The 23,157-nt window shown below is 67.4% G+C and carries 19 protein-coding genes and 1 pseudogene; 13 read left to right on the top strand and 7 right to left on the bottom strand.

Annotated features, from left to right (window positions below):
- Nucleotides 1–21: 21 nt before the first annotated feature.
- The gene (gene gltX / locus AC5Y7D_RS11705; RefSeq protein WP_499924081.1) at nt 22–1,494 is read right to left on the bottom strand and encodes a glutamate--tRNA ligase; all 1,473 of its coding nucleotides are present in this window, start codon (nt 1,492–1,494) and stop codon (nt 22–24) included.
- Nucleotides 1,494–2,288 carry a fumarylacetoacetate hydrolase family protein gene (locus AC5Y7D_RS11700; RefSeq protein ID WP_499924079.1) on the bottom strand — a complete coding sequence of 265 codons (795 nt, stop codon included), beginning with the start codon at nt 2,286–2,288 and terminating at the stop codon, nt 1,494–1,496. The genes gltX and AC5Y7D_RS11700 overlap by 1 nt, the downstream gene beginning before the upstream one ends.
- Before the next feature lie 431 nt (nt 2,289–2,719).
- Between AC5Y7D_RS11700 and AC5Y7D_RS11695 the strand changes: the two genes are divergently transcribed.
- Both AC5Y7D_RS11695 and AC5Y7D_RS11690 read left to right on the top strand, forming a co-directional pair.
- On the top strand, nt 2,720–4,039 hold the full coding sequence (locus tag AC5Y7D_RS11695) for an MFS transporter (protein ID WP_499924078.1): 1,320 nt from the start codon (nt 2,720–2,722) through the stop codon (nt 4,037–4,039).
- 82 nt (nt 4,040–4,121) lie between these two features.
- Complete coding sequence (locus AC5Y7D_RS11690; RefSeq protein WP_499924077.1) at nt 4,122–5,360, top strand: MFS transporter; 1,239 nt, start codon at nt 4,122–4,124, stop codon at nt 5,358–5,360.
- On the opposite strand, the gene AC5Y7D_RS11685 is transcribed toward AC5Y7D_RS11690, so the two are convergent.
- Nucleotides 5,357–6,367 carry a 3-isopropylmalate dehydrogenase gene (locus AC5Y7D_RS11685; RefSeq protein ID WP_499924073.1) on the bottom strand — a complete coding sequence of 337 codons (1,011 nt, stop codon included), beginning with the start codon at nt 6,365–6,367 and terminating at the stop codon, nt 5,357–5,359. The genes AC5Y7D_RS11690 and AC5Y7D_RS11685 overlap by 4 nt on opposite strands.
- Complete coding sequence (serA, locus tag AC5Y7D_RS11680; protein WP_499924070.1) at nt 6,364–7,950, bottom strand: phosphoglycerate dehydrogenase; 1,587 nt, start codon at nt 7,948–7,950, stop codon at nt 6,364–6,366. The genes AC5Y7D_RS11685 and serA overlap by 4 nt, the downstream gene beginning before the upstream one ends.
- A gap of 304 nt (nt 7,951–8,254) precedes the next feature.
- Between serA and AC5Y7D_RS11675 the strand changes: the two genes are divergently transcribed.
- The 10 genes and pseudogenes from AC5Y7D_RS11675 to wrbA all read left to right on the top strand — a co-directional run bounded on the left by AC5Y7D_RS11675 (nt 8,255) and on the right by wrbA (nt 18,812).
- Nucleotides 8,255–9,361: a tetratricopeptide repeat-containing glycosyltransferase gene (locus tag AC5Y7D_RS11675; protein WP_499924069.1), complete on the top strand. Its 1,107-nt coding sequence runs from the start codon at nt 8,255–8,257 to the stop codon at nt 9,359–9,361.
- A gap of 51 nt (nt 9,362–9,412) precedes the next feature.
- The gene (locus AC5Y7D_RS11670) at nt 9,413–9,682 is read left to right on the top strand and encodes a hypothetical protein (RefSeq protein WP_499924068.1); all 270 of its coding nucleotides are present in this window, start codon (nt 9,413–9,415) and stop codon (nt 9,680–9,682) included.
- Between the two features lie 39 nt (nt 9,683–9,721).
- Entirely contained in the window at nt 9,722–10,024 is a 303-nt protein-coding gene (locus AC5Y7D_RS11665) for a hypothetical protein (RefSeq protein ID WP_499924066.1), read from the top strand.
- A gap of 43 nt (nt 10,025–10,067) precedes the next feature.
- Nucleotides 10,068–11,498, top strand: coding sequence for a phytoene desaturase family protein (locus tag AC5Y7D_RS11660; protein ID WP_499924063.1), 1,431 nt, complete (start codon nt 10,068–10,070; stop codon nt 11,496–11,498).
- 333 nt (nt 11,499–11,831) lie between these two features.
- Nucleotides 11,832–14,612, top strand: a complete 2,781-nt coding sequence (locus AC5Y7D_RS11655; RefSeq protein ID WP_499924059.1) for a PE family protein — start codon at nt 11,832–11,834, stop codon at nt 14,610–14,612.
- A 55-nt stretch (nt 14,613–14,667) separates the two neighbouring features.
- Nucleotides 14,668–15,306: pseudogene (locus AC5Y7D_RS11650) on the top strand (NAD(P)H-dependent oxidoreductase).
- A gap of 286 nt (nt 15,307–15,592) precedes the next feature.
- On the top strand, nt 15,593–15,892 hold the full coding sequence (locus AC5Y7D_RS11645; protein WP_499924058.1) for a hypothetical protein: 300 nt from the start codon (nt 15,593–15,595) through the stop codon (nt 15,890–15,892).
- Nucleotides 15,893–15,894: 2 nt separating this feature from the next.
- Nucleotides 15,895–17,073, top strand: coding sequence for a hypothetical protein (locus AC5Y7D_RS11640; protein WP_499924056.1), 1,179 nt, complete (start codon nt 15,895–15,897; stop codon nt 17,071–17,073).
- A 73-nt stretch (nt 17,074–17,146) separates the two neighbouring features.
- Nucleotides 17,147–17,566 carry a hypothetical protein gene (locus tag AC5Y7D_RS11635; protein ID WP_499924055.1) on the top strand — a complete coding sequence of 140 codons (420 nt, stop codon included), beginning with the start codon at nt 17,147–17,149 and terminating at the stop codon, nt 17,564–17,566.
- Nucleotides 17,567–18,212: 646 nt separating this feature from the next.
- Nucleotides 18,213–18,812: an NAD(P)H:quinone oxidoreductase gene (wrbA, locus tag AC5Y7D_RS11630; protein ID WP_499924054.1), complete on the top strand. Its 600-nt coding sequence runs from the start codon at nt 18,213–18,215 to the stop codon at nt 18,810–18,812.
- Nucleotides 18,813–18,983: 171 nt separating this feature from the next.
- Here wrbA and ilvC read toward each other — a convergent pair whose 3' ends face one another.
- Genes ilvC through AC5Y7D_RS11615 form a run of 3 tightly spaced genes read right to left on the bottom strand, consistent with a single transcriptional unit; the run spans nt 18,984 to nt 22,482 of the window.
- The gene (gene ilvC / locus AC5Y7D_RS11625; RefSeq protein WP_499924179.1) at nt 18,984–19,985 is read right to left on the bottom strand and encodes a ketol-acid reductoisomerase; all 1,002 of its coding nucleotides are present in this window, start codon (nt 19,983–19,985) and stop codon (nt 18,984–18,986) included.
- Nucleotides 19,986–20,036: 51 nt separating this feature from the next.
- A complete protein-coding gene (gene ilvN, locus AC5Y7D_RS11620) occupies nt 20,037–20,552 on the bottom strand; it encodes an acetolactate synthase small subunit (RefSeq protein ID WP_499924053.1) in 516 nt (171 codons plus the stop codon).
- 49 nt (nt 20,553–20,601) lie between these two features.
- Nucleotides 20,602–22,482: an acetolactate synthase large subunit gene (locus AC5Y7D_RS11615; protein ID WP_499924051.1), complete on the bottom strand. Its 1,881-nt coding sequence runs from the start codon at nt 22,480–22,482 to the stop codon at nt 20,602–20,604.
- Between the two features lie 280 nt (nt 22,483–22,762).
- Here AC5Y7D_RS11615 and AC5Y7D_RS11610 point away from each other — a divergent pair, with 280 nt between their 5' ends.
- A complete protein-coding gene (locus AC5Y7D_RS11610) occupies nt 22,763–23,101 on the top strand; it encodes a PH domain-containing protein (RefSeq protein ID WP_499924049.1) in 339 nt (112 codons plus the stop codon).
- Nucleotides 23,102–23,157 lie beyond the last annotated feature (56 nt).

Raw genomic sequence — 23,157 nt, 5'->3', positions numbered from 1 at the left:
CTTCCGGCGCCCCACGCACGCCTACGCCGACCCCACCTGCTCCCGGGCCGAGCGCAGCCGGCCCAGGCTGCGATCACGGCCCAACAGCTCAAGCGACTCGAACAACGGCGGGCTGATGGTGGTGCCCGTGGCGGCCACCCGGATGGGACCGAAGGCCCGGCGTGGTTTCAGCGCCAGGCCCTCGATCAGGGCGCCTTTGAGCGCGATCTCGATGTGCTCCGTCGTCCAGTCCGAGATGCCGTCCAGCGCGGCGATGGCGGCGTCCAGTACCGCAGCCGAATCGGCCCCGAGTTCCTTGGCGGCGGCCCTGGGGTCGAGCGCGTAGTCGTCGTCGTTGAGGAACTTCAGCAGGTCCCACGCGTCACCGAGCACCACGATCCGGGTCTGTACCAGCTCGGCGACCGCGGCGAACCCCGCGTCGTCCAAGTCGAGTTGATGGCCGTGCGCCGCGAGGTAGTCGTGCAGCCGGCGGGTGAAGTCGTCGACGGTCAGTCTCCGGATGTGTTCGGCGTTGATCGCATCGGCCTTCTTCTGGTCGAAGCGGGCGGGATTGGAGGTGACGTTGACGACGTCGAAGGCGGCGACCATCTCGTCGAGACTGAACAGATCGTGGTCGTCGGCAATCGACCAGCCAAGCAGGGCAAGGTAATTCAGCAGGCCTTCGGGGATGAAGCCGCGGTCGCGGTGCAGGAACAGATTCGACTGGGGATCGCGCTTGGACAGTTTCTTGGTGCCCTCCCCCAGCACGGGCGGGAAGTGACCGAATTCCGGGATGCGCTCCGCTACCCCGATCCGAATCAATGCCTGATACAGCGCGAGCTGGCGAGGCGTTGAGGGCAGCAGGTCTTCACCGCGCAGCACGTGGGTGATCTTCATCAACGCGTCGTCGCACGGATTGACCAACGTGTACAACGGATCTCCGTTGGCGCGCGTCAAGGCGAAATCCGGTACCGTGCCGACCGCGAACGTCATCGGGCCGCGCACGAGGTCTTGCCAGGTGAGATCCTCGTCCGGCATGCGCAGCCGCACCACGGGACGTCGTCCCTCGGCCAGGTACGCCGCGCGCTGCGAGTCGGTGAGCTGGCGGTCGAAGTTGTCGTACCCCAGTTTGGGATTGCGGCCGGCGGCGACATGCCGGGCCTCGACCTCCTCCGGTGTGGAGAACGCGTAGTAGGCCTCACCCGCCTCCAGTAACCGGGCCACGACATCGCGGTAGCGATCACGGCGTTGGGATTGCCGGTACGGGCCGTACGGACCGCCCACTTCGGGACCCTCATCCCAGTCCAGGCCAAGCCAGCGCAGGGCGTCGAGCAGAGCCAGATAGCTTTCCTCGCTGTCCCGTTCGGCGTCGGTGTCCTCGATGCGGAAGACGAAGGTGCCGCCGGTGTGCCGGGCGTAGGCCCAGTTGAACAGGGCGGTGCGAACCATCCCGACGTGGGGTATGCCGGTGGGAGACGGGCAGAACCGAACCCGAACATGATCTGCGGTAGTCACTACTTTCCTTTGCGGACAACGGGGTTGGTTAGGGTGCCGATGCCCTCGACGGTGACCGAGACGGTGTCTCCGTGCTCGATCGGACCGACGCCGGCCGGAGTGCCGGTAAGAATGAGATCGCCTGGCAGCAGGGTCATTACCGCCGAGATCCATTCGATGATGGCGCCGACGTCGTGGATCATCAGCGAGGTGCGGGCATTCTGTTTGACTTCGCCGTTGACTTCGGTGCGCAAGGCCAGATCGGACGGATCTAGAGGACTCAAGTCGGTGACGATCCAGGGCCCGACCGGGCAGAAGGTGTCGTGTCCCTTGGCCCTGGTCCACTGGCCGTCGGATTTCTGCTGATCGCGCGCCGACACGTCATTGCCGATGGTGTAGCCGAGGATGTTGTCGGCGGCTTGGGTCGCGTCGACGTCCTTGCACGCCCGGCCGATCACCACTGCCAGCTCTCCCTCAAAGTGGACCGGGGATGCGTTGGCGGGCAGGCGAATCGGCACGTTGGGCCCGATGATCGCGGTGTTGGGCTTGAGGAAGATCACCGGGTCGGCCGGCGCTTGACCGCCCATCTCGGCGATGTGGTCGGCGTAGTTCTTGCCGATGCAGACGACTTTGCTGGCAAGTATCGGGGCCAGCAGCCGGACGTCGGCCAACGGCCAGGAGCGGCCGGTGAAACTCGGGGTGCCGAACGGATGCTCGGCGATCTCGCGGACCGTCATGCCGTCGGGGTCGTCAAGATCTCCTTCGATGCTGACAAAAGCGACTCCGTCCGGGCTGGCGATTCGTCCAAGGCGCATTTGGATCAGCCTAGCGAGGGTCGCGAGCCCGGCGCAGCCGGGCGCTGCGGGCCCGAGCAATCAGCACCGCGAGGGTCGCGAGCCCGGCGCAGCCGGGCGCTGCGGGCCCGAGCAATCAGCACCGCGAGGGTCGCGAGCCCGGCGCAGCCGGGCGCTGCGGGCCCGAGCAATCCAGCACCGCGAGGGTCGCGAGCCCGGCGCAGCCGGGCGCTGCGGGCCCGAGCAATCCAGCACCGCGAGGGTCGCGAGCCCGGCGCAGCCGGGCGCTGCGGGCCCGAGCAATCCAGCCAATCCCCTCGCGCCCAGCCTGTAAGTCTGCAGCCAAAGTGCGAGTAACGGCCTCCGAAAATACAGGCTCGACGACGCCAACGCGGCCGGTGAGCCGTTGTTCGCCGCCCCGCGCACCTCCGGCCCTGTGCGAGCATGACTAAGTGCTCAGGAACCCGACCAGTGCGCTGGGGCGCTGGTCGATCGTCGCGGTATCGCTGGTCGCGACGACGAGTTCCTTCCTCTTCATCAACGGCACCGCTTTCCTCATCCCCCGGTTGGTAGCGGCGCGCGGAACTCCGCTGGCCGAGGCTGGTCTTTTGGCGTCGATGCCGAGTTGGGGCATGGTGATCACGCTGGTCGCCTGGGGTTATGTCCTGGACCGCGTCGGCGAGCGCATCGTGTTGACGGCCGGTTCGGCGTTGACGGCCGCCGCGGCATACGGTGCCGCCTCGGTTCATTCACTGCTGATGATGGGCGTCTTGCTGTTTCTGGGCGGGATGGCCGCCGCCAGCTGCAACGCGGCTGGCGGCCGATTGGTTTCGGGATGGTTTCCGCCGGAGCAGCGCGGTCTGGCGATGGGTATCCGCCAAACCGCACAACCACTCGGGATCGCGTTGGGTGCGTTGGTGATACCCGAGCTGGCCGAAGATGGTGTACACGCGGGTTTGATGTTTCCCGCGGTGATGTGCGGAACCGCGGCGGTTGTCAGCCTCATCGGCGTGGTCGACCCGCCCCGCAAATCCCGGTGGGCGGCTACCGACGAGGAACTGGCCAATCCCTATCGCGATTCATCGACCTTGTGGCGAATCCATGCGGCGTCGGGGTTGCTGATGATGCCCCAGACGGTGACGGTCACCTTCATGCTGGTGTGGCTGATCAACCACCATGGTTGGTCGGTGGCCGCGGCCGGTGGTTTGGTGACCATTTCGCAGCTGATCGGCGCCGGGGGCCGCGTCCTGGTCGGCCGCTGGTCAGATCGTGTCGGCTCACGCATGCGACCGGTGCGCATCATCGCCGTCGCGGCCGCGCTGGCCTTGTTTCTGCTGGCCTTCAGTGACAGAGTCGGTTCGCGCTACGACGTGTTGCTGATGATCACCGTCTCGGTGCTGGCGGTGCTCGACAACGGGCTGGAGGCCACGGCCATCACGGAATTCGCCGGCCCGTATTGGAGCGGACGTGCGCTCGGCATCCAAAACACCACCCAGCGGTTGATGGCGGCGGCCGGTCCACCGTTGTTCGGGGCGTTGATCAGTACCGCCGCCTACCCGCTGGCCTGGGGGTTGTGTGGCTTGTTCCCGCTCGCCGCGGCACCGCTGGTGCCCACACGGGTGCTGCCGCCTGGACTGGAGACCAGAGCCCGGCTGCACTCCGTTCGCCGCCAACGCCTGTGGCAGGCCATTCGTCCCCGCGAGAGGCACCGCAAGCCCGGTATGGCTCATCCGCGTCAAGACGGTAATGCTGCACCGGCGCCGCCAGGTTGAGGGGAGTCGGTAGACGCCTGTTTGCGCTCTGTAAACCATCCCTTAAGAGGATTGCTGTAACCATCAGCCAGTGTCGGCCGAGATGAGCGTTACCACGAGGCGGTGGGTGATGCTCGGCGTCGCGCTCACAGCTACGTTGAGTGCCACCGTGTTCGTTAAGGGCATCGCCTTCCTTATCCCAGTTTTGGACCACGAGCACGATGTTTCGCTCGCCGGAGCTGCATTGCTGTCGGCGATGCCTGCGGCCGGAATGCTGCTTACTCATCTCGGCTGGGGTTATCTGCTGGACCGAATCGGCGAGCGAACCGTACTGACGGTGGGTCTGGCGTTGACCGCAGCCGCCGCATCCGGCTCCGCACTCGTGCCGCCCACAATGTTTGCGCAGGGGTTATGTCTATTCCTCGGCGGGATGTCGGCGGCCAGTACATACACAGCCAGCGGTCCGCTGGTGACGGGCTGGTTTCCGCCGCACCAGCGCGGCCTGGCGATGGGGATCCGCCAAACTGCTCCGCCGCTGGGGGTGGCCCTCGCTGCGTTCGCGCTTCCTGAGCTCGGTGAGCAGGGTATATCGAGGGCACTCATGTTCTGCGGCGCGCTGTGCGGTTCGGCCGCACTGCTGTGCGCCGTCGCGGTGCGGAACCCATCCTGGCCGGAGACGTTGGGCCTACCTCAGGGCGACGGCGTAAGCCCCTACCGGGGTACGTCCGTGCTCTGGCGCATACACCTCGCGTCAGCACTGCTGATGGTGCCGCAGACGGTGGTCTTCACTTTCATGCTGGTGTGGCTGATCGAGGCCCGGGGTTGGTCAGTCGCGGCGGCGGGCGCCCTGGTGAGTGTGTCGCAGCTGGTCGGGGCTCTCGGCCGCATCGTCGTGGGCCGGTGGTCTGATCGATTGGGCTCGCGTACCACGCCGATACGCAGGATCGCCGCGGCGGCGGCCATTGTTATCTTGTTGATGGCACTCATGGATCGGCTGCACTCGCCTGTTGCGATTGCGCTCATGGTGGCTGCATCCGTCATCACGGTTCTCGACAACGGATTGGCATTCACCGCCATTGCGGAATTCGCCGGTCGCTTCTGGAGTGGACGGGCGATGGCTACGCAGAACACCACGCAAACTATTGCCGCGGCGGCCGGACCCCCGGTGTTCGGCGAGGTGATTGAGCTCGCCGGGTATCCGCTGGCGTTCTCGTTGTGCGGGCTGCTCCCCTTGTTGGCATTGCCCATCGTGCCGGCACACATCCTTGCTCACCGTGTCGCCGACAATCCGCCGCGCGACGCGCCGGCCCACCGGCCCGACCTGGACCCCCAAGCAGCCTAGAGCCCGGCTGCAATCCGTTCGCCGACAACGCTGGTGGCAGGCCGTTCGTCCCCGCGAGTCGCCAGGTAAGCGGCAACCGCCCGGTCTACCCGCGCAGCCGCCTCGTCCTCGCCAAGATGGGCCAGCAGCAACGCCACCGACATGATCGCCGCGGTCGGATCGGCGAGGCCCTGTCCGGCAATATCGGGCGCGCTGCCGTGCACCGGTTCGAACATCGACGGGTTGGTCCGCGTCGCGTCGATATTGCCGCTGGCGGCCAGGCCGATACCGCCGCACACGGCCGCGGCCAGGTCGGTGATGATGTCACCGAACAGGTTGTCGGTGACGATCACGTCGAACCGTCCGGGGTCGGTGGCCAGGAAGATCGTCGCCGCGTCGACGTGCTGGTAGGCGACCTCGACGTCGGGGTACTGCTCGCCGATCTCCTGCACGGTCCGCAGCCAGAGTCCCCCGGCGAACGTCAGCACATTGGTCTTGTGCACCAGCGTTAGATGCTTGCGGCGCTTCATGGCGCGCTCGAACGCGTCGGTGACCACGCGGCGTACCCCGAAGGCGGTGTTGACGCTGACCTCGGTGGCCACCTCGTGCAACGTCCCGACGCGGATTGCGCCACCGTTTCCGGTGTAGGGACCCTCGGTTCCCTCGCGCACCACGACGAAGTCGATCTCGGGGTTGCCGGCGAGTGGGCTGGTCACCCCCGGATAGAGGCGGGCAGGGCGGAGATTGACGTGGTGGTCGAGCTCGAAACGCATGCGCAGCAACAGGCCTCGTTCCAGCACACCGCTGGGCACCGAGGGGTCGCCGATCGCGCCGAGCAGGATGGCGTCGTGTTGGCGCAGTTCGGGCACCACCGATTCCGGCAGCACTTCGCCGGTCGCATGGAATCGTCGGGCGCCCAGGTCGTATTCGGTTTTCTCGACCCCGGGTAGCACGACGTCGAGGACCCTGATCGCCTCTGCGATGACCTCCGGTCCGATCCCGTCGCCGGCAATAACGGCGAGCTTCACGAAAAATCAACCACTTCGAGCTTGTTGGCGCCCACCGACTGGGTGATCGCCGACCGCACCTCGGCGGGGACGTCCTGGTCCAGCCGCAGCACGACGGTGGCGCTCGGGCCCTCAGTGTCCTCGGACAACTGCGCCGCCTGGATGTTCACCCCGGCCGCACCGAGCAGGGTGCCGATCTTGCCGAGTGCGCCGGGCTGATCGGCGTAGTGGATCACCAAGTTGATGCCCTGGGCGCGCAGGTCGTAGCTGCGGCCGTTGATCTGGACGATCTTCTCGACCAGCTGCGGCCCCGTCAGGGTGCCCGCGACATTGACGACCGAGCCGTCCGGACCGACGGCCCGCACGTCCACCACGCTGCGGTGGTTGGGGCTCTCGGTGGCCTTGCTGATTTCAGCGGAGACCCCTCGTTCGGCCGCCAGCGCCGGGGCGTTGACGAAGGTGACCGTCTCCTCGATGACCGCGGAGAACAATCCGCGCAGCGCCGACAGCTTCAGCACCTCGACGTCTTCGGCGGCCAGTTCACCGCGCACCTGCACCGACAGCGATGCCGGGAACTCGTCGGACAGTGCGGCTGCCAGCACACCGAGCTTGCGTACCAGGTCCAGCCATGGCGCAACCTCTTCGTTGACCACACCGCCGCCGACGTTGACCGCGTCCGGCACGAACTCGCCGGCCAACGCCAGCCGCACGCTCTCGGCAACGTCGGTGCCGGCCCGGTCCTGCGCCTCAGTCGTCGACGCTCCCAGGTGCGGGGTGACGACCACCTGGGGAAGTTCGAACAGCGGGCTGTCGGTGCACGGTTCGGTGGCAAACACGTCCAGGCCCGCTGCGCGCACATGACCGCTGGTGATGGCCTCGGCCAGCGCGGCCTCGTCGATGAGGCCGCCGCGGGCGGCGTTGACGATGATGACGCCGGGTTTGGTCTTGGCCAGCGCCTCCTTGCCGATCAGCCCAGCCGTCTCCGGCGTCTTGGGCAGGTGCACCGAAATGAAGTCGGCACGGGCCAGCAGTTCGTCAAGGGGCAGCAGTTCGATGCCGAGCTGGGCGGCGCGGGCGTGCGACACATACGGGTCGTAGGCGACGAGGTGAGCGCCGAAGGCGGCGATGCGCTGGGCGACCAGTTGCCCGATCCGTCCCAGTCCGACCACCCCGACGGTCTTGCCGAATATCTCGGTGCCGGAGAACGCCGACCGCTTCCAGGTGTGTTCGCGCAGCGTGGCGTCGGCGGCCGGGATCTGGCGGGATGCGGCCAGCAGCAGGGCGATCGCGTGCTCGGCGGCACTGTGGATGTTGGAGGTAGGGGCGTTGACGACGAGCACGCCGCGCGCGGTCGCGGCGTCGACGTCGACGTTGTCCAGCCCGACGCCGGCGCGGGCGACGATCTTGAGCTTGGGCGCCGCGGCCAGTACCTCGGCGTCGACCGTCGTGGCCGACCGGACCAGCAACGCGTCGGCCTCGGGCACCGCGGCGAGCAGCTTTTCCCGGTCCGGCCCATCTACCCAGCGCACCTCGACCTGGTCTCCCAGGGCAGCGACGGTTGATTGGGCGAGTTTGTCGGCGATCAATACAACAGGCAAGTTCACGCGGACAGCCTAGCGGTGCGACGATGCGGGCCGTTCGGGCCCGCTGAGGAGCTCCGCCGTCAGGGCCCGCGGGGATCGCGAACGCGGCGGAGCCGGGCGAAGCGGGTCCCCGCCATCAGGGCCCGCGGGGATCGCGAACGCGGCGGAGCCGGGCGAAGCGGGTCCCCGCCATCAGGGCCCGCGGGGATCGCGAGCGCGGCGGAGCCGGGCGCTGCCACGTCCCGCAGCGCGGGCACCCATCACTCGGGGCAATCCCTTAGCCACAACCGGCGCCGCTGAGTACGATCCGGCCGTGTCCTCCCTCGTGCGCCCGGCGATCTGCGTCAACATGATCGTCCGCAACGCGGCGGCGATCATCCAGGAGACCCTCAACGACATCGCGCGGTACATCAGTGCTTGGGTGATCGTGGACACCGGCTCCGACGACGGGACCCAGGCCGTCATCCGCGATCACATGGCCCGCCTTGGCATTCACGGGGAGCTGCACGAGCGCCAATGGCGCGATTTCGGGCACAACCGGTCCGAGGCGTTGACCCTCGCACAGGGCCACGGCGACTACATCTGGGTCCTCGACGCCGACGACAAGGTCGTGGGCAACCTCGATTTCGGCCAGTTGGACAAAGATCTCTACCAGCTCCGTTATCGCCAAACTTCTAACGTTTTCTGGCGGCCGAACCTCTTCCGCGACGGGTTACCGGTCCGCTACGAAGGCGTGGTCCATGAAGACGTCGTCGTCGACACCGATTTCAGTCATGACCGACTCGGCGGTGAGTACTACATCGATTCCCGCCGCCTCGGAGCGCGCAACCGGAATCCGCAGCAGAAATACGAGAGCGACCGCGACCTGCTCCTGGCCGAGATCGAACGCAATCCTGATGATCCGCGGTCGGTGTTCTATCTGGCGCAAAGTTACTTCGACTTAGGCGATTTCGAGAACGCCCGCAGGTGGTATCAGCGCCGCGTCGACATGGGCGGGTGGGCCGAGGAGACCTACCAATCGATGTACCGCGTCGCGGAGTCGATGTGGTCGATGGGTGCGCCCTGGCCGGAGGTAGAGAGCGCCTATCTGAGGGCCTGGGAGTTCCGGCCGACCCGCGCGGAACCGTTGTACGCCATCGCCTATCGCTACCGTCTCGACGAGCGATACCGGCTCGGCTATCTGTTCGCCAAGCACGCCGCCGAGATCCCGTTTCCCACTGAGGACACATTTCTTGTCAGTGCGGATACCTACACCTGGGGCGCGCTCTATGAGGCTGCCGTCTGCGCATCGTGGATCGGCGAGCACGCCGAGGCGGTCGCGCTCTGGCGGCGAGCCCTGGCCCGGCCCGGCCTGCCCGCCGAGGATCGGCAACGGATCGCCGCCAACTGCGACAACAGCGCGCCGAGGACTTTCGAAACCGCCGCTTCTTAACCCGGTGAGCTGGCGCTGCACCTGGCAGGCCACCGCCGCGACGCCGAGGTGGTGCTCAGCCTGGTCGCCGGGCCGGATCGCGACCGCACCGAGGTGACGCTGAACTCATTTCTGAACTGCTGCAACGACTTCTGGCGGATCGGCCGCTATCTGGTGGTCGATGCGGGCCTGCCTGCGGCCGATCGCGCGGAAATGCTGGAACGGTATCCATTTCTGGAGTTCTGTCCGATCACCGACAGAGAGTCTGCGGGAGCCCTTTTGTCTCAGATCCGCGACCAGATCTACGGACGGTTCTGGCTGCACCTGGGGCGCGGCGGGTAATTCTATGCCCAGGAGCGCTTGATCACCCGCCTGACGAGCGTGTTCGAGGCTGAGCAGAACGTCTACCAGGTGGCGGTCAACTTCGCCGACGCGGACGGGCTGATCGGTACGAGTGCGACCGACGAGATGGCCTCACGCGCGCCCGGCGCCGGACGCTACGTACGTAGCGGGCAAGTGGCGCACGGCCCGGCAATGTTCGAGACCGCCCTACTCGATCGCGTCGGGGGTATTCATGCCAACGCGCCCGATCCCCTCGCCGAGCTGGGCCGGCGGGCCGCCGGGGCCGGGCTCGCGACCGCCAGCCTCGACGAGGTGCTGTGCATCACGTCCGGCCTGAACTAGGTGCGGAGTTCCCTTCGACGACGTCGTCGGCTGTAATTCACAGATGGACGTCACCGTCGTCGGCAGCGGACCCAACGGGCTCGCCGCGGCCGTCACTTGTGCCCGCGCGGGATTGAAAGTGCAGGTCCTTGAGGCCCAGCCCACGTTTGGCGGGGGCGCACGCAGCGCGGCCGATTCCGAATTCCCCGGGATTCTGCACGACGTCTGCTCGGCCGTGCACCCGCTGGCACTGGCGTCACCGTTCTTCGCCGAATTCAACCTCACCGCACGCGGGATCCAGCTGGCCGTGCCCGAGATCTCCTACGCGAACCCGTTGCCGGGACGACCGGCGGCCATCGCGTACCGAGATTTAGAACGAACCTGCGCTGAACTGGACGCCGGCGAGCCATGGCGGCGCTTTCTCGGGCCGCTCGTGTCCCACGCGGACGCGGTCGTGGCCTTCCTGCTCGGCGACAAACGATCGTTGCCCAGAGATTTGCCGACGGTTGTCCGTCTCGGGTTGCGGATGCTGACGCAGGGCACCCCGGCATGGGGCGCACTGACCGGCGAGGATGCCCGCGCCTTGTTCACCGGCGTTGCGGCGCATGCGATTACACCGCTGCCCTCGCTGGCCTCGGCAGGTGCGGGACTGATGCTGGCGACGCTCGCCCACGCGGTGGGCTGGCCGATTCCGGTGGGTGGCACTCAGATGATCTCCGACGCGCTCGTCGCCGACCTGCGCGCGCACGGCGGTGATATAACGGCAGGCGTGGAAGTCACCGAGGCGCCCGACGGCGTCGCTGTCTACGACACCGCGCCGACCACCCTGCTAGACGTTTACCGTCACTCGATTCCAGACCGGTACGCTAATGCGTTGCGCCGCTATCGATTTGGCTCCGGAGCAGCCAAGGTGGATTTCGTCCTGAGCGAGGACATACCGTGGTCGGATCCGCGGCTCAACCAAGCGCCAACCCTCCATCTCGGCGGCACGCGCCAGCAGATGGTGCAGGCGGAGGCGGACATCGCGGCGGGACGTCACGCCGCCGCACCAATGATCCTCGGCGCACTGCCGCACATCACCGACCCCGGCCGGATCGACGACCAAGGGCGACGGCCGTTCTGGACCTACGCGCATGTGCCCCCCGGATCGACAGATGACGCAACCGAAGCGATAACCCGCGTAGTGGAAGGATTCGCGCCGGGCTTCCGCGACATCGTGGTGGCGGCACGCAGCGTTCCCGCCGCGCGGATGACCGACCACAACGCCAATTACGTCGGCGGAGACATCAGCGTGGGCGGCAACTCGGCTTTGCGCGCACTCGCCGGCCCCACTCCGCGGGTAAACCCTTGGAGTACACCGATTCCCAAGGTGTATCTGTGTTCGGCGGCCACCCCGCCGGGTGCGGGCGTGCATGGGATGGCCGGCTACTACGCCGCGCGCACACTGCTGCGCCGCGAGTTCGGCATCAGGGAGATGCCCTCGCTGGCGCCATAGCTGGGGCGCAGAGGTCCCGATTACGCCATTGTGGAACCAACGGCTACGACACATTCGACACCCTGTAAAGCCGTTCGACACCAGAGCGGAAACGTTCAATTCTTCTGCCATGCTAACGGGGTCGGCGCGTACGTTCAAAATGTACGAAATCTTCTGCAGCGCTGGTGCTTTGAACAAGTTTGTAATTCAGGGTAATCATTCATCTGGCCTTTATCGGCTATCAGGGAACTTCGACTCCAGTTTGGTCGATCAATTGCGCAAAAACCGCTCTGCGAATGGCACGATCCGATACGCTCCGAAGCCGGATCGTCGGGACCTATCGGGAGGTCGGAAATGTCGTTTGTGATCGTGCTGCCAGAGGTGCTGGGTGCTGCGGCGGCGGACTTGGCCAGTGTGGGTTCGATGCTGGACGCAGCCGGGGTGGCCGCGGCGGCCTCCACGACGGGGGTGTTGGCCGCCGCCCAGGATGAAGTCTCGGCGGCCATCGCGGCGTTGTTTTCTGCCCACGGGCAGGGCTTTCAGGCAATCAGTGCGAAGGCGTCGACCTTTAATTCCCAATTTGTGGCGGCGCTGTCGGCGGGCGCGGGGTCGTATGCGGCCGCCGAGTCCGCGGCGGCCTCGCCGTTGCAGAGCCTGCTGGACGCAGTCAATGCGCCGGTGCAGGCACTGACCGGGCGCCCGCTGATCGGCAACGGTGCCAACGGGGCACCCGGTTCTGGGGCGGCTGGCGGAGCGGGTGGATGGCTGATCGGCAACGGCGGAGCCGGCGGATCGGGAGCGGCCGGTACCGGCGGGGCCGGCGGTGCCGGGGGTGCGGCCGGGTTGATCGGTGCCGGCGGGGCCGGCGGGGCCGGCGGGTCATCCACAGTCGGCGTCGGCGGGGCCGGCGGGGCCGGCGGGGCCGGCTGGCTGTATGGCTCCGGCGGGGCGGGCGGGGCCGGCGGGGTTTCCTCGGCCGGTGCTGGCGGGGCTGGCGGCGCCGGCGGGGCCGCCGGCTTGCTGGCCGGGGCCGCAGGGACCGGCGGAGGCGGCGGGATGACATCGTTCCTCGGTGGCGCCGGCGGGGCCGGTGGTGCCGGCGGCGCCGGTGGGCTCTTCAGCTCCGGGGGGACCGGCGGGATCGGCGGGCAGGGCACTGGTGCCCCCGGCGGGGCGGGCGGGGCTGGCGGTGTTGGTGGACTATTCAGCGCCGGCGGCGACGGCGGAGCCGGCGGGTTGACCAACGGTGCCGACCCTGGCGGGACAGGCGGAGCCGGCGGGGCGGGCGGGCTGTTCGGGGCCGGCGGCAACGGCGGCACCGGCGGGGCCGGCAACGTGACCGGCGGAGTCGGCGGGGCGGGTGGCAACGCCGGCATGCTCGGCCTCGGTGACGGCGGCGCCGGGGGCGCTGGCGGAGCCGGAAGAACCGGCGGGACGGGCGGGGCAGGCGGCAACGCCGGTCTGCTGTTCGGCTCCGGCGGCTCCGGCGGAGCCGGCGCGGCGGCCGGCAACCCTTTTGTTGGAGGGGGCGGCGGCGGGGGGGCAGGCGGCAACGCTGGTCTGCTGTTCGGCTCCGGCGGCTCCGGCGGAACCGGCGGCGCTGGCGGCCTCTTGGGAGCCACATCCGGTGGTAACGGCGGAGTCGGCGGCAAGGCCGGGCTGATCGGCAACGGAGGCAACGGCGGCACCGGCGGGGCCGGGTCGGCGACCGGTACCGGCGGTGCGGGCGGGGTCGGCGGCAACGGCGTGCTCATCGGCAACGGCGGCAACGGAGGCAACGGCGGGACGGGAACGACCCTAGGCGGCATCGGCGCTGGCGGCGTCAGCGGACTGCTGTTGGGACTCGACGGCTCCAACGCTCCGGCCAGTAGTTCGCCGCTGCACACCCTGCAGCAACAAGTGCTCACCGCGATCAACGCGCCCACCCAGACCTTGACCGGGCGCCCGCTGATCGGCAACGGCCTCAACGGGACTCCGGGGACCGGGGCTGACGGCGGGGCCGGCGGGTGGCTATTCGGCAACGGCGGGAACGGCGGGTCTGGAGCGGCCGGCGCCAGCGGCGGGGCGGGCGGGGCCGGCGGGATGTTGTTCGGCGCCGGCGGCTCCGGCGGGGCCGGCGGAGGCTCAACGGCCGGTAGCGGCGGGGCTGGCGGCGTGGGCGGGGCGGCGTTGCTCTTCGGCCCCGCCGGCGTCGGCGGGGCCGGCGGGGCCGTACTGATGCCCGGTACTACCGGCGGAACCGGCGGTGCCGGCGGCGCCGGTGGATTGTTCAACAGCGGCGGAGCCGGCGGGGCTGGCGGCTCAGGCACGCCCGGATTCGGCGGCGGCGGCTCGGGCGGGGCCGGTGGCAGCGGCGGGGCCGGCGGGCTGTTCGCCAGCGGCGGGGCGGGCGGAGTCGGCGGTTCGAGCGGCGGAGCTGGTGGCGACAACAGTGGGGCGGGCGGGGCCGGCGGAACCGGCGGGCTGTTCGGCGCCGGCGGTGCCGGCGGCACCGGCGGCGCCGGCAACGGGAGCGCCGGCGGCACCGGCGGGGCCGGCGGCGGCGGCGGATTGTTCGGCGCCGGCGGCACCGGCGGCGCCGGCGGCTTCACCTTTAACAACGCCAGCGGACAAGGAGGAGCCGGCGGCAACGCGGGCATGCTCGCCCTCGGGGCCACCGGAGGCGCCGGCGGCCCCGGCGGCAACGCCGGCGGCGGCGGCAATACCGCCGGGGCTGGCGGGGCCGGCGGCAACGCCGGCCTGCTCTTCGGCTTCGGCGGCGCGGGAGGCGCTGGTGGCGCCAACCTACTCGGCGGTCACGGGGGGCAAGGGGGGGCTGGCGGCAATGCCGGCATGCTCACCGGATCAGGGGGGGCAGGAGGCGCTGGCGGGGCTGGCGGCGACATCTCCGGGAACGGAGGCAACGGCGGCACCGGCGGCAAGTCAGGACCGATCGGCACTGGCGGTGATGGTGGCGCCGGCGGGGATAGCGTCGGCAACACCGGCGGTAGCGGCGGGATTGGCGGCGGCGCCGTGCTGATCGGCAACGGCGGCAACGGCGGCAACGGCGGAACCGGCACGCCCGCGGGCACGGCCGGCACCGGCGGCACCGGCGGGCCGCTGCTCGGCCAGAACGGCCTGACCGGGTTGCCCTGACCGCCCGGGCACTGCGCCCGCGAGTTCGCCGTCGGCAACGTACCGAGGCTGACCCATGACGAAACTCGCGATCAGCTACTACTCGGCAACCTGGCATAACACCTCGATGGCGAAACGCGTCGCCGCGGCGGCCGAATCCGCGGGCGCCGAAGTCCGCGTGCGACCGGTTGCTGAGACGCGTGACCCCGCGTCGTTCGCGAGCAACCCGGCTTGGACAGCGAATTACGAAGCGGCCAAAGACCTGCCCGTGGCCACCGGCGACGTCATCGTCTGAGCCGACGCGGTGATCTTCGGCTCCCCCACCCGCTTCGGTTCGGTTGCCTCGCAGTTGCGGGACTTCCTCGACTCGCTAGGCGGGCTGTGGGCAGCGGGCACGCTTGCCGACAAGGTGTATGCGGCATACACAAGCAACACCCTGCACGGCGACCAGCAGACCACCCTGCTCACCCCGTACGTCACGCTGATGCATTTCGGCAGCATCATCGTGCCACCGGGCTACACCGACCCGCTGACGTTCGTCGACGGCAATCCCTACGGAGTAAGCCTGGTCTCCACTCACGACAACATCACCGCATTCGACGACGCGACCGCTAGTTGGCGCCCTTTCGTCCGCCGTTTTCCACCGATCAAGAGCGAACATATGTGCGGGGCCGGCGCCCGGCAGCCACGCCGCCCGGGGAGGGGAATTACTTGACGTCAGCGTCGAGAATTCCTTGTCGGACAACCCACAAACCTCGCAATTGCGTGACCGCTGACCGGCGTGATCGAACAAAACCGACCCGTCACACTGAACAGACTTCGAAGTCCGCCCAGCAACACATACCGCCGGCAAAGCGCGGCCCATTGGCCCTGAGATGCTAAATGTGTTGTTGGCGGAGACGATTGAGGACCACCGCGACACTGATTTCGTAGCGCAGAGGCGGTTCAACCGATCCCGCTGGTGAAGTGCGAGCGACGAAGAGGGTGGCTAAGCTGCCGCCGTGCAGCAGCATCTCCGCGTCGATCCGGGTGCGCTGCAGACTCTGACCACCCGATGGGGCGCGTTGGTGGACGACCTTAACGAGACGACGGCGCCGGCGCGGCTGGGTTTGTCATGTCAGGCCAGCGCTGCTGCAGTCAGCGGCGCCGACGGCGATGTCACAGCTTTTTCAGCGGCGCTGGCCGCTCGTGTGGACCTCCGGGCCAGCTACGTCGCCGAGGCTGACACCGGCTACCTGGCCAACGAGGCCGCTTCGGCGAACATGCTGGCCGCCGTGGCGCAGCCGGCGAACCGCGACTAGCAATGTCGGCGGTCGCTGCGTTTCCCACCCTTGCGCAGCTGTTGGCCTGGCCCACCGAACATCTCACCGAGGCCGCTGACCACTGGGAGGCTGTCGCCGGGCGCTGCTACGGGGTGGCCAACCAGGTCTGGCGAGACGCGCTAGCAGTGGATTGGCAAGGCGCAGCAGCCGATGGGCTGCGCACCGAGACGCATTGCGACATGCTCACCACCAGCGCGGCGGCCGATCAGTTACATGAGGCAGCCAAGGTGGCCCGCAACGGAGCCTCCGACTTGTACGCGGCGCGCTCGCGGGTGCGTTACGCAGTCGAGGATGCCCGTACCGCCGGATTCGATGTCGGCGAAGATCTGTCGGTCACCGACCGCTTCAGGAGCGGGTCAACCGCGCAGCGCGTTGCCCGCCAAGCCCAAGCGCAAACCTTCGCCGGCGAAATCCGGCAGCGTGCCACTCAACTGGTCGGACTTGATCAGCACGTGGCCGGTAACGTCACCGCTTCCGTAGCTGGCATCCGCCACACCTTCCCGCCGATGCCCGTCCGCGCTGTGCCGCCAAAGCAAAGCCGCGTCCAAGCCGTCGACCACCACTGGAAACAGGACCCAACGCCGGCGCCAAAGCCGGAACCTGCCAACGGTCCGAGCGCCGACGCTATCAGCACGGTGCTGGACAAGCTTCCTGCAGGCGACCAACCGTTCATCAGGGAAGTCCGGTCGCCAGAAGACCTTCAGAACCTCTGGAACTGGGCCCAACAAAACGGGGAAGAAATCCCGAACGGCTATGGCGATCCCAACAAGGGGATTCGATACCGTCTACCCGACGGAACCGTGATCGGACAACGCTGGTCCGCCGAGTCCACTGGAAGGCCCGTACTTGACATCGACATACCCGGTGAGCGCGGGTACACGAAGATCCATATCAATCCGCGCGGTGGTGTCCCTGACATTCCGGCGCCTGTCAGTCCGGCGCCACCCGCGACGCCACCGGCCCGCGCGCCGGTCGAACCCCCAAGCGCTACGCGTCCACCCGCCGCGCCGGCGCCCCGCCGCGCACCGCCAATGATCGGTATCGGCCCGGTACCGCCAGAATCCGTCCCGCACCCTGTTCACCCACCCCACAGCCACCACGGCCCCCCGGTGCTGGGCAAAGACGAGCTACCCGACTTAGACGAATTCACCCCGGGATGACGCCCCCGATGTCGACTGCGCCACGTCGCAGAAGAGGGTACGACGACCTATTAGCATTGCGGAAGCGACCAAGATGAATCAACCTGACGACGGCTCCGGCGAACAAGGCTCGACCGGGCGCAGCGCCGAAGGTTCGTTGCGCCGCCAATTGCTGTCCGATGCGCGAGGCAACTGCCTGCCAATGGCGCACATTGCAGGGGTCATATCACGCGAAAAGCTCGCCGACAGCCTCGCGGCCCAACAGGACCTCGCCCTGCAGACGATTCGATCTCTGCTTACCGATGGACTCATGGAGATCGGAGACGTTCTCGGCGCTTCCGATGAGCGCATAGTCCCCTGGGACCTCTCGATCGACGCCACCATGGACCGCGTCTACGATCTCTTCGTCCAGCACTACGACGAGCGCGCATCGTGGGACCTTACGATCTGGCTGGGACTCACTCCCGCCGGAGAACGCCAAGCCCACCGGCTCAGAGGTGAAGCAGCCGATTAACTGCCATGCGGCATGCACGTCAACGGCATGAGCGGGACAAGTCGAGGCTTGCCTTTAGAGCCACCAGGCGAGCTTCAACAATGCCGTTGACATTCCGTGGTGCCGAAACCGCGACAGCCCAAAGACAGTGCTTAAGCATGGCGAACACGACTCAACCCGATCAGAACAGGCACGCAGAGAGCCAGCCTGGATCGACCGTACAAGACACGCTGCGCACCGAGCTGCTCACCAGTGCGCTCTACGATCTGGTGCCGCTGGCGGAGGTGGAATCGGTGATCATCCACGACAACCTCGCTGCAACCCTTCAGGCCCGACAACAGTTTGTCTCGCTTTCTTCGCGCGACCGAGATAGCTCACCTGTTGGGAGAGTTCGTCGAAGCGGGCCGGGTCGGCGGAGCACTTCCGGAAAGTTGGTTTGCTGAAGGCGCAGTGCCGCAACGGGAGTCAGGCGGTGCGGCGGCGGCAGCCGCGTGAGGACCGACAACAGCTCTACCGCGGCGTGCCCCGACATTCCGCGACGGCACCGCAGCAGCCTCGCCCCGGCGAGCTGGACGCCGATGTCGTCAGGGAATTACGCCTTGCCGACCAACGCTGAGCACGTCTTGGTCGATACCGACGCGGCACTTGCCACACCTAGGCTGGCATCATGGCCAAACTCGCGATCATCTACTACTCCGCGACCGGGCACGGCACCTCCATGGCGCAGCGCGTCGCTGCGGCAGCCGAAGGCGCAGGCGCCGAAGTTCGGGTCCGGCATGTCGCCGAAACCCGCGATCCGGCGTCGTTCGCTCGTAACCCCGCCTGGACGGCGAATTATGAAGCAACCAAGGATCTTCCGGCCGCCACCGGTGAGGACATCGAGTGGGCCGACGCGGTGATCTTCGGCTCCCCCACTCGGTTCGGATCGGTTGCCGCACAGCTCCGTGATTTCCTGGACGGGCTCGGCGGGCTGTGGGCCGCAGGCAAACTCGCCGACAAGGTGTACGCCGGATTCACCTCGTCTAACACCCTGCATGGGGGCCAGGAGACCACACTGCTGACGCTCTACGTCACGCTGATGCATTTCGGCGGCATCATCGTGCCCCCCGGATACACCGATCCCCTGAAGTTCGTCGACGGCAATCCGTATGGGGCGAGCCTGGTTTCGACGCACGACAACATCAACGACTTCGACTCCGCCACGGGCGACGCGCTGGATCACCTGGCGCGGCGGGTGGTTCAGACTGCCGACCGGCTGAGCTCCTGAGCCTGGCCCGCGACACTGAACCTACGCACACAACACGCCGCGGACGTTGTACCAGGATTCAATCTGGGCGCAGACCCGCGGCGGGCTCGCCTGAGGCTGGGCGAAGAGACGCAAAAGCACCTTGGAACGCGAATTCCAAGGTGCTTTTGCGTCTGCTGCTCGGACGAGGAACTACGCCGTCTCGGTGATCGGCCGGTCGACCCAGCTCATCAGGTCGCGCAGCTTCTTGCCGGTGACCTCGATCGGGTGCTCGGCGTTCTCCTTGCGCAGCTGCTCGAGCTGCTTGTTGCCACCCTCGACGTTGGCCACCAGCTTCTTGACGAAGTCACCGTTCTGGATGTCGCGCAGGATCTCCCGCATCCGCTCCTTGGTACCGGCGTCGATAACGCGCGGGCCCGACAGGTAACCGCCGAACTCCGCGGTGTCGGACACCGAGTAGTTCATCCGGGCGATACCGCCCTCGTACATCAGGTCGACGATCAGCTTGAGCTCGTGCAGCACCTCGAAGTAGGCCATCTCCGGCGGGTAGCCCGCCTCGACCATCACGTCGAAGCCCGTCTTCACCAATTCCTCAGTGCCACCACACAATACGGCCTGCTCACCGAACAGGTCGGTTTCGGTCTCGTCCTTGAAGGTGGTCTTGATGACGCCGGCGCGGGTGCCGCCGATGGCCTTGGCGTAGGAGAGTGCCAGCGCCTGGCCGTTGCCGGTCGGGTCCTGTTCGACGGCGATCAGCGCGGGCACGCCCTTGCCGTCGACGAACTGACGGCGCACCAGGTGGCCGGGGCCCTTGGGGGCGACCATGGCGATGGTGACGTCGGCGGGCGGCTTGATCAGACCGAAGTGGATGTTGAGGCCGTGACCGAAGAACAGTGCGTCGCCGGCCTTCAGGTTGGGTTCGATGTCGTTGGTGAAGATCTCGGCCTGCGCGGTGTCGGGAGCCAGCAGCATGATCACGTCTGCCCACTTGGCCACCTCGGCGGGTGTGTCGACCTCCAGGCCCTGCTCCTCGACCTTGGCGCGGGACTTCGAGCCTTCTTTCAGCCCCACTCGGACCTCGACGCCGGAATCACGCAGGCTCAGCGAGTGCGCGTGGCCCTGGCTGCCGTAACCGATCACGCCGACCTTGCGGCCCTGGATGATCGACAGGTCTGCGTCGTCGTCGTAGAACATCTCTAATGCCTGCGGCACGGGTATTACTCCTTCTTGTTTTGCAGCGAAAAGTTACTTGGTTGTGCTGATGCCGCGCGGGCCGCGGGCCATCGACACCACACCCGATTGGACGATCTCGCGGATACCGAACGGCTCCAGCACCCGCAGCAGCGCCTCCAGCTTGCCGCGGTTACCGGTTGCCTCCACGGTCAGCGATTCCGTGGATACGTCAATGACGTTGGCGCGGAACAGATTAACCGCTTCGATCACCTGGCTGCGACTGCCGGCGTCGGCGCGCACCTTGATCAGCGCCAACTCGCGATCCACCGAGTTGTCCTCGTCCTGTTCGACGATCTTGATCACGTTGATCAACTTGTTGAGCTGCTTGGTGATCTGCTCGAGCGGTGTCTCCTCCGCGGAGACCACGATCGTCATCCGCGACATGTCCTTTTGCTCGGTGGCACCCACCGCCAGCGACTCGATGTTGAATCCGCGCCGGGAGAACAGCGCCGCGACACGGGCGAGCACACCCGGCTTGTCTTCGACCAGGACCGAAAGCGTGTGCGTCTTGGGCGAACCGCTTGTCATATGCGCCGCTCCTCCTCATTACTGCGTGCTGCATCGTCGCTGGCGGTCATCAGGCGTGCCCTTCGGTGATGTCGTCGAACAGGGGACGGATGCCGCGCGCGGCCTGGATCTCGTCGTTGCTGGTGCCGGCCGCAACCATCGGCCAGACCTGCGCGTCGGCGCCGACGATGAAGTCGATAACCACCGGGCGGTCGTTGATCTCACGCGCCCGGTTGATCATCTCTTCGACATCTTCCTCACGCTCGCAACGCATTCCGACGCAACCCAGCGCCTCGGCGAGCTTGACGAAATCCGGGATGCGGTGCGAGTGGGTGGCCAGGTCGGTCTGTGAGTAACGCTGTTCATAGAACAGGGTCTGCCATTGGCGCACCATGCCCAGGTTGCCGTTGTTGATCAGCGCAACCTTGATTGGGATGCCTTCGATGGCGCAGGTGGCCAGTTCCTGGTTGGTCATCTGGAAGCAGCCGTCGCCATCGACCGCCCACACCTCGGTGTCCGGCAGCGCGATCTTGGCGCCCATGGCCGCCGGGATGGCGAACCCCATGGTGCCCAAACCGCCGGAATTCAGCCAGGTGCGCGGCTTTTCGTACTTGATGAACTGCGCGGCCCACATCTGGTGCTGCCCGACGCCCGCGACGTAGATCGCGTCCGGACCGGCAATCTGGCCCAGCTTCTCGATCACGAATTCCGGGCCCAGGCTGCCGTCGCTCTGCGGGTCGTAGCTCAGCGGGTACGTCTTGCGGACGCCCTCCAAGTACTCCCACCACTCCGTCATGTCGAGGTTGCCGGGCACCTCGTAGTGCCGCAGCATCTCGATCAGATCGGTGATGACGTTCTTGACATCGCCCACGATCGGCACGTCGGCGTGCCGGTTCTTGCCGATCTCGGCGGGATCGATGTCGGCATGGATGACCTTGGCCTCGGGAGCGAAGGATTCGAGCTTCCCGGTCACCCGGTCGTCGAACCGGGTGCCCAGCGCGATCAGCAGATCGCTGCGCTGCAGCGCCGCCACCGCACCCACCGTGCCGTGCATACCGGGCATGCCCATGTTCAGCCGATGGCTGTCTGGGAAAGCGCCCCGCGCCATCAGGGTGGTGACCACCGGGATCCCGGTCAGCTCGGCCAGTTGCAGGAGTTCCTGGGTCGCCTCACCGCGGATGACGCCGCCACCGACATACAGCACCGGCTTGCGCGCTGCCGCGATCAGCTTGGCGGCCTCGCGGATCTGCCGGTTGTGCGGTTTGGTGTTCGGCTTGTAGCCGGGCAGTTCCATCCGCGGCGGCCAGCTGAAGGTGCACTGGCCCTGCAGCACGTCCTTGGGGATGTCGACGAGCACCGCACCTGGTCGCCCGGACGCGGCAATGTGGAAGGCCTCGGCGATCACGCGCGGGATCTCGTCACCAGTGCGCACCAGGAAGTTGTGCTTGGTGATCGGCATCGTGATGCCCGAGATGTCGGCCTCCTGGAAAGCGTCTGTCCCGATCAGCTGCCGGCCGACCTGACCCGTGATGGCAACCACCGGAATGGAGTCCATCTGCGCGTCGGCCAGCGGGGTCACCAGGTTGGTGGCGCCGGGCCCCGAGGTCGCCATGCACACCCCGACCCGGCCGGTGGCATGCGCGTAACCGCTGGCGGCGTGACCGGCCCCCTGCTCGTGGCGCACCAGGACGTGGCGCAGCTGCTGGGAGTCGAACAGCGGATCGTAGACCGGCAACACCGCGCCACCCGGAATCCCGAAGATGACGTCGACGTCGAGCGCCTCCAACGACCGAATAACCGCCTGCGCACCGGTAAGCTGATGGGGCGCAATACGTTTCGGTTGTCCGGTAGCCGGCTTGGCCGCGGCCTTGCCGGCATCCGAGGCGAGCTCGGCCGCCTGCTGCGAAGCTGGCGTCGAGGCCGGTGCCGGTGGCTTGGTGGGTGCGCTCACTGTTTCCTCTTCGGTTTATTTCTTCTGTGGCGTCTCGGGGCAAGAAAAAACCCTCGCCAGCTGGCTGCTGTACGAGGGCTGCGTTGGTGCTCGATAGAGCTAGTCAGGCACCAACGCGCCGACTGATTACTACGAGCATTCCGGACTTCATAACGTCCGACGGTAGCCTTCGCACTGCTCAACCGTCAAATCCGCTGCCCGGTCCGTCGCCCGGACCGACCGGCGGTGCAATGATGCGAGGGTGGTTACCGAGTCGCCTGTCGTGATCAAACTATCGCCGATGGCGCATATCGCCGTGGGGTTCGTGACCCTGTGCCTGCTGGTTCCGGTGACGGCCTGGCCGCTGAGCGCTCCGGTGCTGGTGATTCCGTTGTTGTTGTCGGCGTTGATCGTCCGGCTTCGTACCGTCGCCGACGACCAGGGCGTCACGGTGCGGACGCTGTTGGGCAGCGAGTCGGTGGCCTGGGACGATATCGACGGTCTGCGGTTCCACCGCGGGTCGTGGGCCCGGGCGCACCTGAAAAACGGGTCTGAACTGCGCTTGCCGGCGGTCACCTTCGCGACCCTGCCGCAGCTGACCGAAGCCAGCTCGGGACGGGTTCCCAACCCGTACCGCTGACGCGGTGATCGCAAGCGCGGCGCAGCCGGGCGCCGCGGGTCGCCGCCATCCAGCCG

Source organism: Mycobacterium sp. NGS49 (genome assembly GCF_059812565.1).
This window is presented reverse-complemented; position numbering and strand designations above follow the sequence as displayed.

Bases quoted from the DNA above. Each gene is read 5' to 3' on its own strand.
- AC5Y7D_RS11640 (WP_499924056.1), top strand. From the start codon at position 15,895: ATGTCGGCGGTCGCTGCGTTTCCCACCCTTGCGCAGCTGTTGGCCTGG.
- ilvC (WP_499924179.1), bottom strand. From the start codon at position 19,985: ATGTTCTACGACGACGACGCAGACCTGTCGATCATCCAGGGCCGCAAG.
- AC5Y7D_RS11700 (WP_499924079.1), bottom strand. From the start codon at position 2,288: ATGCGCCTTGGACGAATCGCCAGCCCGGACGGAGTCGCTTTTGTCAGC.
- AC5Y7D_RS11610 (WP_499924049.1), top strand. From the start codon at position 22,763: ATGGCGCATATCGCCGTGGGGTTCGTGACCCTGTGCCTGCTGGTTCCG.
- AC5Y7D_RS11660 (WP_499924063.1), top strand. From the start codon at position 10,068: ATGGACGTCACCGTCGTCGGCAGCGGACCCAACGGGCTCGCCGCGGCC.
- wrbA (WP_499924054.1), top strand. From the start codon at position 18,213: ATGGCCAAACTCGCGATCATCTACTACTCCGCGACCGGGCACGGCACC.
- ilvN (WP_499924053.1), bottom strand. From the start codon at position 20,552: ATGACAAGCGGTTCGCCCAAGACGCACACGCTTTCGGTCCTGGTCGAA.
- AC5Y7D_RS11690 (WP_499924077.1), top strand. From the start codon at position 4,122: ATGAGCGTTACCACGAGGCGGTGGGTGATGCTCGGCGTCGCGCTCACA.
- AC5Y7D_RS11635 (WP_499924055.1), top strand. From the start codon at position 17,147: ATGAATCAACCTGACGACGGCTCCGGCGAACAAGGCTCGACCGGGCGC.
- AC5Y7D_RS11655 (WP_499924059.1), top strand. From the start codon at position 11,832: ATGTCGTTTGTGATCGTGCTGCCAGAGGTGCTGGGTGCTGCGGCGGCG.